Annotated in this window: 15 protein-coding genes; 1 reads left to right on the top strand and 14 read right to left on the bottom strand. The window is 46.2% G+C overall.

The annotated features are described in order from the left end of the window. Positions 1–13: 13 nt before the first annotated feature. The 13 genes from GT1_RS20135 to GT1_RS20075 all read right to left on the bottom strand — a co-directional run bounded on the left by GT1_RS20135 (position 14) and on the right by GT1_RS20075 (position 12805). The gene (locus GT1_RS20135; protein WP_223226399.1) at positions 14–1573 is read right to left on the bottom strand and encodes an N-acetylmuramoyl-L-alanine amidase; all 1560 of its coding nucleotides are present in this window, start codon (positions 1571–1573) and stop codon (positions 14–16) included. Positions 1574–1699: 126 nt separating this feature from the next. Beyond that, a complete protein-coding gene (locus tag GT1_RS20130) occupies positions 1700–1933 on the bottom strand; it encodes a DUF3006 domain-containing protein (RefSeq protein ID WP_188400215.1) in 234 nt (77 codons plus the stop codon). A 6-nt stretch (positions 1934–1939) separates the two neighbouring features. After that, positions 1940–2848, bottom strand: coding sequence for a ComEC/Rec2 family competence protein (locus GT1_RS20125; RefSeq protein ID WP_188400214.1), 909 nt, complete (start codon positions 2846–2848; stop codon positions 1940–1942). Positions 2849–2978: 130 nt separating this feature from the next. Then, a complete protein-coding gene (locus GT1_RS20120) occupies positions 2979–3329 on the bottom strand; it encodes a type II toxin-antitoxin system PemK/MazF family toxin (protein ID WP_075754156.1) in 351 nt (116 codons plus the stop codon). 2 nt (positions 3330–3331) lie between these two features. Continuing rightward, entirely contained in the window at positions 3332–3607 is a 276-nt protein-coding gene (locus GT1_RS20115) for a CopG family ribbon-helix-helix protein (RefSeq protein ID WP_181382953.1), read from the bottom strand. A gap of 87 nt (positions 3608–3694) precedes the next feature. Beyond that, the gene (locus GT1_RS20110; RefSeq protein ID WP_188400231.1) at positions 3695–5245 is read right to left on the bottom strand and encodes an NAD(P)H-hydrate dehydratase; all 1551 of its coding nucleotides are present in this window, start codon (positions 5243–5245) and stop codon (positions 3695–3697) included. Positions 5246–5248: 3 nt separating this feature from the next. After that, positions 5249–5641 (bottom strand): holo-ACP synthase, encoded by a 393-nt coding sequence (locus GT1_RS20105; protein ID WP_376742015.1) that lies wholly within the window; start codon positions 5639–5641, stop codon positions 5249–5251. A 213-nt stretch (positions 5642–5854) separates the two neighbouring features. Then, positions 5855–6628 (bottom strand): flagellar motor protein MotB, encoded by a 774-nt coding sequence (locus GT1_RS20100; RefSeq protein WP_188400213.1) that lies wholly within the window; start codon positions 6626–6628, stop codon positions 5855–5857. Then, a complete protein-coding gene (gene motA, locus GT1_RS20095) occupies positions 6628–7413 on the bottom strand; it encodes a flagellar motor stator protein MotA (protein WP_075754147.1) in 786 nt (261 codons plus the stop codon). The genes GT1_RS20100 and motA overlap by 1 nt, the downstream gene beginning before the upstream one ends. A 153-nt stretch (positions 7414–7566) precedes the next feature. Then, positions 7567–8592, bottom strand: coding sequence for a spore photoproduct lyase (splB, locus tag GT1_RS20090; RefSeq protein WP_188400212.1), 1026 nt, complete (start codon positions 8590–8592; stop codon positions 7567–7569). Between the two features lie 46 nt (positions 8593–8638). After that, the gene (locus GT1_RS20085) at positions 8639–10021 is read right to left on the bottom strand and encodes an FAD-dependent oxidoreductase (RefSeq protein WP_188400211.1); all 1383 of its coding nucleotides are present in this window, start codon (positions 10019–10021) and stop codon (positions 8639–8641) included. Between the two features lie 92 nt (positions 10022–10113). After that, positions 10114–10605, bottom strand: coding sequence for a ferritin (locus GT1_RS20080; RefSeq protein WP_075754141.1), 492 nt, complete (start codon positions 10603–10605; stop codon positions 10114–10116). Positions 10606–10717: 112 nt separating this feature from the next. Then, a complete protein-coding gene (locus tag GT1_RS20075) occupies positions 10718–12805 on the bottom strand; it encodes a thioredoxin domain-containing protein (RefSeq protein WP_188400210.1) in 2088 nt (695 codons plus the stop codon). A gap of 290 nt (positions 12806–13095) precedes the next feature. Here GT1_RS20075 and GT1_RS20070 point away from each other — a divergent pair, with 290 nt between their 5' ends. Beyond that, positions 13096–13443 carry a hypothetical protein gene (locus GT1_RS20070; RefSeq protein ID WP_188400209.1) on the top strand — a complete coding sequence of 116 codons (348 nt, stop codon included), beginning with the start codon at positions 13096–13098 and terminating at the stop codon, positions 13441–13443. A gap of 680 nt (positions 13444–14123) precedes the next feature. Here GT1_RS20070 and GT1_RS20065 read toward each other — a convergent pair. Then, the gene (locus GT1_RS20065) at positions 14124–14792 is read right to left on the bottom strand and encodes a hypothetical protein (RefSeq protein WP_188400208.1); all 669 of its coding nucleotides are present in this window, start codon (positions 14790–14792) and stop codon (positions 14124–14126) included. Positions 14793–14945: the final 153 nt, after the last annotated feature.

Genomic DNA, 14945 nt, shown 5'->3' with positions numbered 1-14945 from the left:
AATACCCACCTCTTTAGTTTAGCTTAGCGGCCTGTTCAAAAAACCGTTCCAGGCCCCGCACTATTCCCTGAGACATTTTTTGCTGAAACTCGGGTGAGCGTAGAAGTTTTTCTTCCTGGGGATTGGAGATAAAAGCCAACTCTACAAGCGCTGCCGGCATGCGCGTCCGCTTAATTACATAGAAATTCGCCGGATTGGCCCGCCTGTCCTGCAGTCCGCCTGCCTCAATCATGCTTGTTTGCAAAGAGCGTGCCAGCATGGAATCATACAGGGTCTTCTGATAGTAGTAAGTGGACGTGCCCCCTACCGCACGATCGGTAAAGGAGTTGGCGTGAATACTGACAAATACATCTGCCTTACGGTTATTGGCCACTGTCGTGCGGGCTTTAAGCTCATCAACATCGGTAGCGTTAGAACCGTATACATCGCGGTCATCCTGACGGGTCATGATAACTTTAGCCCCCGCCTTCTCCAGCAGTTGCTTTACATTCTGAGCAACTGCAAGAGTCGCCGTTTTTTCATAATACTGACTTGGACCAACAGCACCGGGATCACTGCCCCCGTGCCCCGGGTCAAGGACAATCAGTTTATTCTTCAGCCCGGGAGTAAAGGAGAAGTCGGGCAAAGGCTCCGGCTGCTTAATATCAACAACAACCCTAAACGGCCGTTTGGCCTTAGCATCGCTGGGCAGGGTGCTCACCTTGTAGTCGGCATCCTCAAGCATATGCGGCAAATCGAAAACAACTTCGGTATCCTGACCGCTAACATCGAAAGCAATCTTTTCAACAATTTTCCCATCAAACGTAAGATTCTTCACTGCTTTTCCCGGTGTCGTCCCTTTGACTGTCAGCACAAGCCGCGGTGTAGGAGTCGAAACAATTACACTGCTGGCCTTCACCGGCGCGGATACATCCATGACTAATCGCAAACTATTTGTTCCGGTCACGGCATCCTTATGGTTGGCCCACCTGACTTGGCTCAGTTCAATAGTACGGCTATTGCTTTTCGTTCCTGTCTTTTTCAAGGCAGGAACCGCAGGAGCAGTTTTCGGCGGCGCCGGCTGTTTAATGTCGACAACAACCCTAAACGGCCGCTGGGCCTCAGCATCGCTGGGCAGGGTACTCACCTTGTAATCCGTATCTTCGAGCAGCTGCGGCAAATCAATAACTACTTTGGTATCCTGACCGCTGGCATCAAAAGCAACCTTTTTAGCCACTTTGCCATCAAAGGTAAGATCTGTTACCGATTTTCCCGGCAGCATCCCTTTGATGGTCAGCACCAGCCGCGGCGTAGAGCCGTCAACAACAGTACTGCTGGCTGTCACCGGACTGGATACATCCATAACCAACCGCATAGTAGTTATGCCGGTCGCAGCATCAATGTGGTTTGCCCATCTGACTTGGCTCAGTTCAGCCAAACGGCCGGCACTTGGTTCTCCAGCTGTTTGCGCAGAAGCAATCCTGGGCAAATCAGTTGCCGGCTTGGCCCCCGACACAGAAGTCGTCGCAGCCTGCACGCCTGACCAAGACAGCATAAACATAGCCAACACAAAACACAACACTATTTTTCGCAATAAAGGCACCTCCAAACCGCGAAGTGTCCTTTAAAAATTCGCGCTTCCTGTCAAAATTCCTGCAAGGCTATGTTATAAATACTGTAAAAAGACAAATATATGCCATTACTTTATAATTTATTCCAATTATTTGCTGTCCGGCTCAGTATTCTGTTGCATAATTTGTTCAAACAAATCATCGATTTCCGCCCTGGCCTGCTCAGTGGCAACCCTATCGACAGCCATTTGTATTGCTAAAATATCGCCCTCCTCACATTTCGGCAATAATTCCCTGGGCCAAACTACACTGATTTCTTGGTCCCCTACTAAGAGTACAGCCTTTTTTCCTTCAAATCTGTCAATTACGGCTTTCATTTCCATGACTGCTTATCGCTCCTTAGTAATTGTATACGTTTTGCCATCAGTTATAACAGTCAGTGTGCCATCCAAATCAGTACGGTATACTTTTATTTTCTGTCCGCTGTATTTCTTTAAAACTGACGGGTGCGGATGATGGTACTCATTGTTGAGCCCGGCCGAGATCAAGGCCGTTTCAGGGCTGACAGCCTGCAAAAAAGGCGTAGAGGAAGATGTCTTGCTGCCATGATGACCGCTCTTCAGTACTGTACTTTTAAGACCGGCGGCATCATTGGCCAGCAGCCTTGCCTCGGCTTCTTGCTCCGCGTCCCCTGTCAGCATCATGGAAAAGTCGCGATACATCAGCTTGACAACAATGGAATTATTATTTAAATCAGAATCAGTGCCCTTAAAAAATGGTTTTTCCGGTGCCAATACCTTGAGAATTGTTTCATTGCCCAAATCAATGGTCATCCCTGCAGCAACTACCGTAAACGGAATTTTATTTTTTTGAATTCGGGTCAGGTATTGCTTATATAGATTGGATGTATGTTTTTGGCCGCTGTCATATATCTGTTTGATAGTAAAATTGTCGAATAAAGCTGCCGCACCGCCAAGATGATCGGCATGCGGGTGGGTAATAATAAGCTTATCAATGGTATCGATTCCCTGACTCTTTAACATACTGACAAGCTTATCCCTGGCCGGGACATCACCGGTATCAATCAGCGTTACCTGTTCCTTAGAGCGAATGAGAATGGCATCCCCTTGCCCCACGTCAAGCACCTTAACGGTAAGCGGCGCACCCGAGGCCGCGCCGGCCGCCATGCTGGCCTCAGGCTGGACAGTTATGTTCACACCGCCGCAACCGACCATAAAGGCCAACGAAAAAACAGTCACAACTATAACCAGCCATGACCATTTGCCAATTCGATTCATTATATCTTCCTCCCCAACCAATATGTATGTGCACTCTGCCGGCCGGAGGTATCCATGACCAAGAACAATGCAACAGCCGGGCGCTTAGATAAACAAAAATAGGCAGTCACCCGCCTATCCTCTCTCCAATCTACAGCTGAACCAAGCCAATGCTTATCCGGATGGCTTCGTCCACTTTGCCCATTATCTCTTCGCTCAAATGTGTTACTTTATCCCGCAGACGCCGTTTATCAATTGTGCGCAATTGTTCCAAAAGAACAACCGAGTCTTTTTCAAGATTGTACTGTTTTGCATTTACTTCCACGTGGGTAGGCAGCTTGGCCTTGGAAATTTGTGAAGTAATGGCTGCGACAATAACTGTCGGACTATATTTGTTGCCGACATCATTTTGAATGACTAGCACCGGCCGGTGGCCGCCTTGCTCGGAACCTACCACAGGACTTAAATTAGCGTAATATATGTCCCCGCGTTTAACAATCATAGCTATTCACGCTCCGCCAGCAAGCCTGGCATCAGTTCAAATGTATCGACATCGGCCAGCAAGCCTTCTTCTGCTAAAGTCAGGTTAATAACGGCCATTTCCTGATACCCTTTTTTCATCATATCGCGTACTGCTTTACGCTTACGATCTTCTATATAAAGCCGCATGGCCTCCCTGACAAACTGACTTCTGCTCAATTTGTCCATAGCTATAATGCCGTCCACTTCCTGCAGCAATGCATTCGGAATGCTAATCATAATTCGCCGCAATTCTGCCACACCATCACCCCCGCCAGTATGGAGCCTATTTAAAGATAGTATCATTATATAATTAGTTATATATCAATGTCAACTTTTTTATATACTTTAACAGCCAGTTATGCCGTATAAAGCAGCCGGAACTGCTTTAAGAAGATCCATAGCCGTCATGCCGACCATACCGCCCTGAGCAGCAACATCGCCAGCCAAACCATGAACATATACACCGGCCACCGCCGCATCATGACTGGACATCCCCTGAGCAATCAAACCGGCGATAACACCGGTAAGTACATCACCTGTGCCACCGGTGGCCATACCGGCATTGCCTGTGGTATTAATATATATTTCTCCATCAGGAAAAGCAACTACCGTCCGGGCGCCTTTTAATACGATAATGCAGCCCCATTCTCCGGCTGCCTGCCGGGCGACTCCCACACGGTCAGCATTAACAGCCTCTACGTCAAGCTTGGTCAAGCGTGCCATCTCACCCGGATGTGGCGTCAGTACCGGCAAGGCCGCACATTCATTAAGCAGATTCGTATAGCCTGCAAGCGCATATAGTGCATCAGCATCAATAACCAGCGGGCACTGGGCTGCGGTAATTGTCTCGCGCACCGCTGACGCAGTTTCCTCATGCCGGCCAAGTCCGGGACCGATGGCCACCACATCACTGCCTGAGGCCAACTGCAGCATTTCACCGACAGCCTCCCGGCAAATCCCTCCGGTTTCGGTTTCAGCCAGCGGCTTGGTCATTACTTCGGTAAGCTTCATCGCCAGTAGATTTTGCAAACTGGCCGGAGCGCTCAGTGTAACTAAGCCTGCCCCGGCTCTAAGCGCGCCTTCGGCAGCCATGGCGGCGGCGCCGCTAAGATCACGCGAGCCGGCTATGACCAGCGTCCTGCCGCTTGTACCTTTGTGTGCGGCCGGACTGCGCCTGGGCAGGATTGCCCGAACCATGCCTGCCATAATGATATTCTGCTTTATATTTTGCCTGCTGACAACGGCTGTAGGTATGCCGATATCTGCCACTGTTATTTCACCGGCACATTCGGCCCCGGGATATAAAAACAGGCCGGGTTTTGGCAAACCAAAGGTAACCGTATAGGCGGCTTGTACGGCTTTGCCGCAAATGCGGCCGGTATCGGCTTCTACACCGGACGGAATATCTACCGCAATAACCAGCTTGCCGGCAGCATTCATGATATCAATTATATGGGCCATATCGCCGCCGACTTCACCGCGAAATCCGGTGCCCAAAAGAGCGTCCACCAAACAGTCGGAAAAAGCAGCCGCCACTTTCACCTTATCCCAATCGCGTTCACTGACAATCTCGATAATATCCAGACCCATTTTATCAATGATGTCAAGATTAATCCGGGCATCACCGCTTATGCCTGCTTTTTCACCTAACAGAAATACTTTAACTTTGGCCCCCTGGTTGGCAAGGTGTCTGGCAATTACATACCCATCACCGCCGTTATTGCCTTTGCCGGCTAACACACAAAATTTCCGTTCGGCGAGCGATTCCCAAATGGACTCCAGCCGCCGGATTACCGCCACCCCGGCATTTTCCATTAATACCGTACCAGGAATGCCATATTCATCAATTGCAATATTGTCAATTTCCCGCATCTCACTTGCTGTTGCCACTCTCATCACTTACCTGCCTCCTTCTGCCACTGCCTGAGCTGCCGCATATTCCCGCGCATGTGTCAGGGTAACATGTATTTTCCTGACACCAAGCCGGCTAGCCAGCTCGTTAAAGCTGCCGTGAAGAACAATGCTTGGTTTACCGCCAGCCTCGGCCACAACTTCAATATCTTTAATATTTCCCCCGGTAAAACCGGTGCCAAGCGCTTTAGCCACCGCTTCTTTCGCGGCAAAGCGCGCAGCAAACGAAGCCGCCTGCTGCACACCCCGGCTGCGGCAATATGCTGCTTCCGCCTCAGTGAACACCCGCCTGACAAATGCTTCCCGCTCAATAGCTGCCTTAATCCGGGGTATCTCAACAATATCCATGCCAATACCAATAATCATCATAACACCTGCCATACAATCACAATTCAATTTCAATTATATACCAAATTTTAAAAAAGCCAAGCAAAAAGCGAGACAAGTACTTCATCTTTCTTAAAACCACCGGCACAATACAGGTTATTATATCCATAATATATAAATAAAAAATGAGGCCTGACAACAGCCTCATTTTCCAACAGGCAATATATTAAGATTGATTTACTAAGTTCTCTATGGGTTTTGCCTGGTCTACAAGCGATAATTGCGCTGAATGAATACCTCTACCCGCCGGTTAGCCGACCGGCCTTCACTTGTATTGTTACCGGCAACCGGCCGGTATTCTCCATAACCGGTAGCGCTAAAGCGCTCAGGCCTAAGTCCGGATTCCTCTGCCATGAGGAATCTCATAAAATTGACTGCCCGCCGTGAACTAAGTTCCCAGTTAGAGGGAAATTCCCTGGTATTTATCGGCAGATTGTCGGTATGACCGGACACTGTAACTTTTTGCGTAAGCGGCGTCAACAGCTTGGCTATATGAGTGCCGAACCGCCGTGACTCAGGGCGCAAATCAGCACTGCCTGACGGGAATAGGGCCGTATCCTGAATGCGGATAACCAGACCGTCGTCGGTTAAGGTTGTCGTCAAATCACCGCCCAGGCCATTATCGGCAATATATTGATCCAGCGTCTTTTTCAATTCAATCAACTGGACGGTTTCCTGCATATACGCCTTTTCATTGGTGCCCTGCAGAGCTTCCATAATGGTTGGCAAATGCGGTACAGGCGGATTGGGACTCGAACTTTCAGGCTGAGTCGGCCTTGGATTTTCAAGCAGCGCCGGGCTGCCACTAAAGGCGATACTAAAGCTGGCCTTCAACTGATCAAACTTTTTCTGGTCGACCTGCGCCGAAGCGAATAATACAATAAACAATGCCAGTAGTAATGTCAAAATGTCGGAGTAGGGAACAAGCCATGTCTCGTCGGCATGTTCCTCATGATGCTCTTTTTTTATTTTCCTGGCCATTACTTATCCTCCGGTCGAGGCTTTAATAAAGCCCGGACCTTTTGCGGAATAAACACCAACAGCTTGGATTCTATCGCCATCGGTGAATCACCGGCCTGGAGTGACAGTATACCTTCCACCATCATCCGCTTTACTTCTACCTCATCTTTTGAAAGTTGTTTAAGCTTATTGGAAAATGGATGCCAAAGCACATACCCTGTAAAGATACCCAGCAAAGTGGCAACAAACGCCGCTGCAATGGATTGGCCTAATACTTCGATATCTTCCAGGTTGCCTAATGCGGCAATAAGACCAATTACCGCCCCTAATACCCCCAGCGTAGGCGCATACATACCGGCTTGCGCAAAAACCAGCGCTCCAGCCCGGTGACGCTCTTCCATCGCTTCAATATCGGCATCAAGCACATCCCGGACAAAATCAACATCCATGCCGTCAATGACCATGCTCATGCCATTTTTCAAAAACGGATCTTTGATATCCTCCAACCGGCTTTCTAATGCCAAAATACCTTCCCGCCGTGCAATTTGGGACAACTCGACAAACAGAGTGAGCAGCTCCGACTTCGGAATAAGCTCCTGCTGTTTGAATAATTTCTTAACTAATACAGGGAAATTCCTGACCTGTTCCATCGGAAATGCATTGAACAGAGCAGCAGCTGTACCAACAAAAATAATCATAAATGCAGCCGGGTTTACCAACGCAGCCGGACTGGCACCTTTAAGCGCCATCCCAATAACAACAGCGCCAACTCCCAAAGCTACACCAATAACTGTCGACTTCTCCAAATAAAAGCCCTCCCTATAACATCTCAGCAAAGTATCGCTATATTATATATCGAAAATTTTCAGGTGTAATTAAGCAATTCTCGCAACATAAAAAAAAGTCCTGCCAGACAGTGGCAGAACCATAGAATTATTGTAAACATCCAGGCAATCGTTTTAGACCAGATATTCAATATTAGCTTGCGGAAAAATAGCGGCAAGCTTATCTTCCATAAATGCTTTTATTTCTCCCATTACCGCAGAATGATAGACATACTTAACATAACCGAACTGCCCGTATTTAAGCTTACGCTCACTTTCATCCATAGGCAAAGTCGTCTCCGGAAATAAATCCAAAATAGTATTTTTAGCTCTTTTGGTAAAACGGTGGGAAATCAGTTCAAAAGTTAAATCATGCCTTGCATCTTCGGGCAATTGGGCGTCCAAAGCCTCAAACAGTCTGGCGTATGCTTCCTGCCAGCCGGGAAAGTAAAAAATGGGAGCAATAATAAAACCCAGCGGATAACCGGCTTGCGCCACTTTGGCCGCAGCAGCCACCCTTGCGGACATGGATGGCGTGGCATGCTCATATTTTTCAATAATAGGTTCGGCATTTAGGCTAAAACGAAAACGGGTGTGGCCATTATGCCGGGCATGCAGCAGTGTATCCACTTTATCATGCTTGGTAACAAACCGAAACCGTCCCAGTTCCTGCCTGCCAAAAAACTCAATCGTTTTAGATAAAAGCCCTGTCAGATACTCGGTAGGAATGGGGTCAGAGGTAGCCGCACCCTCAAACCAGGTAATCTCCGGCGCACGTTCCGCCATATAGCTTTCGGCCCGGGCAAAGATTTCCTCAATATTTACGTACACTCTAAGATACGGCTTTTTCCCCAGCGTGGTTGCCAAATAGCAGTATTCACACATACTCGGGCAACTAGTGTTAAGCGGCAACTGGTAATGAGCCGACGGCTTGCAACCGGCAAAATCAACACTTTTTCTCACACCGACTACCAGCGTGCGTTTCGCTTGCCGAAAGGACTCCTGCGCCGTATTGCCCGGGATGCCGGTTATCCGGTTATGTGATCCGGTAAATTTTATCGGAACTGCCAAGGCTTGCAGCTTTTCATACAGTTCTTTTCCCAACGAATATTCCAATGCCTCGGGTTCAAAAAAAGCGCGTTTGGGTACAAAAGGTTTCATAGCAGCAGTATCACCTCAAAGCTAGTGTGAACCACTGTTATGAATTTTACACCGGTTTATCGCTTAGTTTGTTCATAACCGCATTCGCGGCCACGGCAACATTATCAATAGGATGACTGTAAGGCGGCGCATACCCTAAATCCATGTCAAACAAATCATCAATGGTGGCATTCATAGTCAGGGCGGCGGCCACAACATCAATACGTTTGGCAACATCACCCTCGCCATAGGCTTGCGCGCCCAAGATTTTCCGGCTGCCGGTCTCAACAATCAATTTAATGGTAAGCGACTTGGCATCCGGCATATAATGGGGTTTATCATATCCGCCCACCACAGCGGTTACATATTGATAGCCCAGCGCTTTGACTTCTCTTTCGGTAAGCCCGGTTTTGCCGACATTGAGGTCTAACACCTTAACCACAACAGTATTCAGCACCCCACGAAAGGAAACACGTTTGCCAACAATATTTTCGCCAATAACCCGTCCGTGCTTATTCGCTGTCGAACCCATCGGGGCAAACACTTTCTTGCCTGATACCATATTGGTGCTTTCCACACAATCGCCGCCGGCATAAATGTCCGGATCATTGGTTTCCATATACTCGTTCACAGCAATAGCACCGGTAGGTCCGATGGTGATTCCTGCTGCCCTGGCAAGTTCCGCATTAGGCCGTACCCCAATGGCCAGCACCACAACATCGGTCGGAATAACGCGCTTATTGGTAACAACCTCTTTAACCCTTTCGTCACCATTAAACTGTTCTACTTTTTCTCCCAAGGCCAGCTTTATGCCGTTGGCTGCCGCAAAATCGGCCACTGAAGCCGCAATTTCATCATCCAGGAACGCCGGGAACACCTTGTCCTGCATCTCAATAACCGTTACGTCAACACCACGGGTTTTGAACGCCTCTGCCATCTCCATACCAACAAGACCGGCACCGATAACCACCGCACTCTTGATTTGACCATTATCAATACCTGAACGGATAGCAACAGCATCATCCGGATGCCAGAACTGGTGAATACCGCTGAGCTCAATACCCGGCAGCGGCGGCCTGAGCGGAGTGGCACCGGTGGCAATAACCAGTTTATCATAAGGAAACTCCAGTTCCTCTCCTGTTTCAAGCGCCTTAGCTGCCACCGTTTTGTCCACTCTGTTAATAGCCGTAGCCATCGTTCTTGTACGAACATCAATATTTTTTCCATTCTTAAAAAAAACGGCATTGCGCACAGAACCTGACGGCGTTTTCATGACCTCATCCACGTCGGCGATCAACCCCCCGACATAATAGGGCATACCACAAGCACCATAAGAAATGAGCGTACCCTTCTCCAATACCGTAATCTGCGCTGTTGGGTCTTCCCGGCGCGCTTTAGCGGCTGATTTAAGCCCTGCTGCCACACCGCCGATAATCACTATCTTTCTCATGTTCCTCCATCCTCCCCACAGAGTACGAATTTAAACAAAAGACCCCTGATTCAGGGGTCTTCCTTAGTTCTTGGACATCTGACCGTGATCGTTTAGGCTTTTCTTGCCGCCAATTCTTTATCCAAGAAGAATATGCCGCCAGTCTTGTCACCAATCATTCTCAGTTGTGCCAGTATGTCACCAGCCGAAGCTTCTTCCTCAACTTGCTCAGTGACAAACCATTGGAGGAAAATCTGAGCAGCCACATCTTTTTCTTCAACAGCAACTTCATAGAGTTTATTAATCAAGCTGGTAACATGCTCTTCATGTGCCAGTACTTTTTCAAAGACTTCGACCGGTTTGCCAAATTCTGTCGGCGGCGCTTCAATTGCCTGAAGTTCCACCTCGCCACCGCGCTCCAGCAAATAATCAAGCAGTTTTAGTGCATGTTCAGTTTCTTCCTGATATTGCACTCTTAGCCAGTTTGAGAAACCTTTTAGGTTTTGGGACATGCAGTATCCAGACATCGACAGGTATAAATTGGCCGAATACATTTCTGCCTGGATTTGATTATTAATCGCTTTTTGTAGTTTTGCACTGATCATTTTAACGATCCCCTTTCAATTGGCTTTTTTTGCTTTAAACGTTAGTGTATGAATATATTTTACCAACTAACAGGTAAGCAAACAAGCTTTTTACATAACTGTTTTTATATAATTATTGTCCTACCCTTTGTTTAGTGAGCATCTGCTCAAATTCTGCAAGCGTATGAACAGGACGCCGGCAGGCAAAGTTTTCGCAAATATAACCGGTGGCGCGGCCACCCACTGCTTCCTGACCGGCTGCTACAGGTATTAGTTCCCAATTATCGGTCTGATATACCGGGTCATTATAAACAACGGTAGTTTCCGGCATAAACCTTCCCCCGGCAACTGCCAGCATGGCCTGCACTTCAGGGTCTTCGCGTTCGCCGGCGATAACAATATGACTGGGAACAGACAAGTAGTAATCGAGCGCTAACAGAAAGTATGTATAGGCCCGGGGATAATGCTGCACTTCGCGGCTAAAACAGCTAAACATAGTTTCAACCAGTGTAATATACTTATTATCCTCAGTTAACCGTGCCAGTTTAAGTAAAGCCAGGGCAGCCACCGAATTTCCCGATGGGATAGCGCCATCATAAATCTCCTTCGGACGCAGCAGCAATTCCTCGCCGTCATTCCCGGTAAAATAAAACCCGCCATTTTCTTTGTCCCAGAATAGCTGTGTAAGCTCTTCGCTGATCTCCAATGCCTGGCGCAAATATTTCGGATTAAAGGTGGTTTCATAGACCTCCAGCAAACCCCAGAGCAGGAAGGCATAATCATCGACATAGCCCAGGTACGCCGCATGGCCATCCCGGTAGCGGGCCAACAGCCGCTTACCGTCCTCGGCAGTAAGTTTGGTAAAAACAAATTCTACCGCCCGTTCAGCAGCTTCAGCATACTCTTCCCGCTGCAACACTCTGGCTGCCTTAGCCAAAGCGGCAATCATCAGTCCATTCCAGGCTGTCAGAATCTTATCATCCTTAAACGGAGGTATCCGCTGCTCACGTGCCCGATAGAGGAGCTGCCTGGCCTCAGCCATTTTTTCCTCAAGCTCATTGATATCAAGATCATGCTGGGCGGCATAGTCATACAGGTCACGGGAAATCAGATTCAAAATGTTGGCGCCGGCCTCAAAATTGCCCTCCGGCGTGACATTATATACATCGGCAAACAATTCCCCAAGTTCCGGCCCCAAGAGTTCCAGCAGTTCCTGCCGCGACCATATGTAAAACTTACCTTCTACCCCTTCTGAATCTGCGTCTTCAGCCGAATAAAACGCGCCACCCGGACTCGTCATATCCCGCAGCACATAGGAAATTATTTCCCCGGCAATACGGGCAAAATCCGGATCGTCTGTGCATTGATAAGCCTCAACATAGGCGTAACATAAAAGGGCATTATCATACAGCATTTTCTCAAAATGCGGCGCCAGCCATTTGGTATCTGTTGAGTAGCGGGCAAAACCATAGCCCAGATGATCATAAATCCCCCCGCGGCTCATCGCATCCAATGTCTTGATTACCATGGCAATGGCCTTCTTATCGCCAGTTCTCCGCCAATAGCGCATCAGAAACAATAAGTTGTGAGGTGTGGGGAACTTAGGCGCAGTCCCAAATCCGCCATGATTAGGGTCAAAGTCATTTAACAGTTGGGAAAAGGCACGCTCCAGGGTTGCTTGCGATAATTGCCCCGCCTCCGGCTTAAGCGCTGGCTGTTTCAGGGATTGCGCCAGCTTTTCGCCAATTTCCTCAATCCTATCCCGGTTTTGATCCCACTGTTCCTTCAGCATTGACAAGACTTCCATAATCCCAGGCCTGCCCCATTTGGCATGCTTAGGCAAGTACGTCCCGGCAAAAAACGGCTTCTTATCAGGTGTCATCACAATAGTCAGCGGCCAGCCACCCTGCCCGGTCACAGCCTGGCACACCGCCATATAAATATGGTCAACATCAGGCCGCTCTTCCCGGTCAACCTTGACGGCAACAAAATAGTTATTTAACAACGCTGCAACGTCATCATCTTCGAAAGATTCCCGTTCCATGACATGGCACCAGTGGCACGTACTATAGCCACAACTAAAAAATATCGGCTTGTCTTCTTCTCTCGCCTTCGCAAACGCCGCTTCACCCCACGGATACCAGTCTATCGGGTTGTGTGCGTGCTGTAATAGGTACGGACTCTTTTCATTGGCCAGGTGGTTAACGTGCTTAACCGTCACTTAAATCACCTCATTTTATTGCTACCATTTAGGATTTGCTTAGGTTGGGTTTTACATACGTTATATAATGGATAGTTATTATTTGTTAGATGTTGTTTTTATTGTAATTGGAATGTTGTGGTAAGTCAAGTAAAACAAAAAAACCAGCATAAACATAATGCTGGTAATAAAGTCCAAAATTGCTATCATTCAAATCAAGACCGAATCACTGTTCCCGCCTCTATGTATTGACAACGGGGTGCACTTTATATTAAAATATGTAAAAATTTAAAAAAATGAGGTGAAGTGCTATGAGTAAAGAAAACACAGTGCTAAATTATGCAAATCAATTAGAAGGGTTACTTAGGAAATATCTTAATTGTCATTATACAGACTTCGGAGTAAAAGCGAACGATAATTTGACAAAATCTGACTGGAAAAGCCCTATAAATTTTGCTCTGGGTCATAAATATGCAATATCGAATAATGACCCTAAGGTAAAAGAAAGCATCGATTTCTTTTTAGGGAATGATTTGCAAGGAGAGAGTATTGGCGATATAATCGAACGTTATGAATACTACGGCTTCAATAATGTTGAAGATGCATATAAGTATATCAAAGATGCTATCGCCAATCTGGAAAAGATATTATTTGATTAAATAAAACCTGAATAATCTTGCCCCAAAGCACCCTTGCGACTTCAATAAGCGGTCGCAGGGGTGCTTTTCCAGGGTGAAATAAGACTAGAGGACGGTGGGGAAACTGCTGAAAAAGTATTGCTTTTTCAAAAATACCAACGGTAAAGTGCGGGTTCATAGGTGATTTTTGTGGATAAAGGCGACTTTATCAGTGGTTTCGGACGGTGGGTCTTATCAATTTAAATCAGGACAGGAACCACCGTCCCGTGTCTCTAAACCGGTTTTTATTTACTTTACAAATTATAAATTTAGCATAAAAACCAAAACTCCCGCCAAATTAATACAAATTTAGCAGGAGTTTCTCAATATATTACATTTTGCAATTATTTTTACATTACTTCCAACCTTAAACCATTATCGTCTCTGTCATAAACTATTTTTTCGACCAATAGCTTAAATGCTCGATTCTGTTCATTGGGATTAATAGCCTTAAAACATAACGCTTTAAACTCATCCATCCGCTTCTGTACCATCTCTACCGTCACTGCATTAGCAACTAATCAATCAGCCCTTATCTTTTTGAATAGGTCACTTAACTGATATCTGGTCAAACCTTTTGTCAAAAGTTTGTTACAAATTCAGCTATTAATATGCTCACTCTGGCTACACGATTTAATGAAAAGAAATTTACTTAACAGTTATTATTCAATCAACTGGTGGTTAATGCTGTCGGCCTCTTTGATCTTTTCTCCACCAAAAGAAAATTGGCCCAAATGCTCCAACTTATGATCAAAAACCTCAAATCCACCACTTTCAAAATCAATTGATAGATATATAGGTTCTTTACCTCTGCTCTTAAAAACTACTCTCTTGCTGTTAAATCTTTGTTTGTTTTTTTGAGCCATTTCTCGGTTTTCCACATAATTATTTCTTATTGCAACCTCTCTTCCAATACATTCTATGAGAGAGATTTTATCTTCATTTTGTTTTCTTCGGAAGTACTCCGTTTCTAATTCAAAGCATATTGAAGAGTTGGGAAACAGTGCATCTGTGGATGGCATGTTTTTACATTTTTCACAATTTAAAATTAACATTCTCAATTCTTCATGACTATCAGTAAGTGGATCATACACTGGATTGTGTGAAGCAACACCTGTACTACATCTAAACTCTATTGGCCTAACTAGATCATGATTACATTTTCCCATGAGAATTAAGATATTAATGGCATTCCTAAAAGTATAGTTTATTATCTTCAAAAAAGATTCACATGATTTTAAGTTATTGCTCAAATATTTTAGATCATTTAGGCTTTCCGCTATATGTTCGAGCCCTACTTCATAATATTCACTATCATCAAGATTACTCATTAATTTTCTCTGTAATTGTACAACATTATGCTCTCTATATAGTTTATATTGGTTCCATGGATGATCTTTTTGCTTTTTAATTGTAACCGTCTAACAAGAAAGTGGATAGAATCTTAAAAATGGGTATGGGATAATAACTCTAAAAGTGATATG

It is taken from the genome of Sporomusa sp. GT1, from assembly GCF_014634905.1.
Taxonomy (GTDB): domain Bacteria; phylum Bacillota; class Negativicutes; order Sporomusales; family Sporomusaceae; genus Sporomusa; species Sporomusa sphaeroides.
Note: the sequence above shows the minus strand (reverse complement) of the source record. Positions and strands in the feature narration are given on the sequence as shown.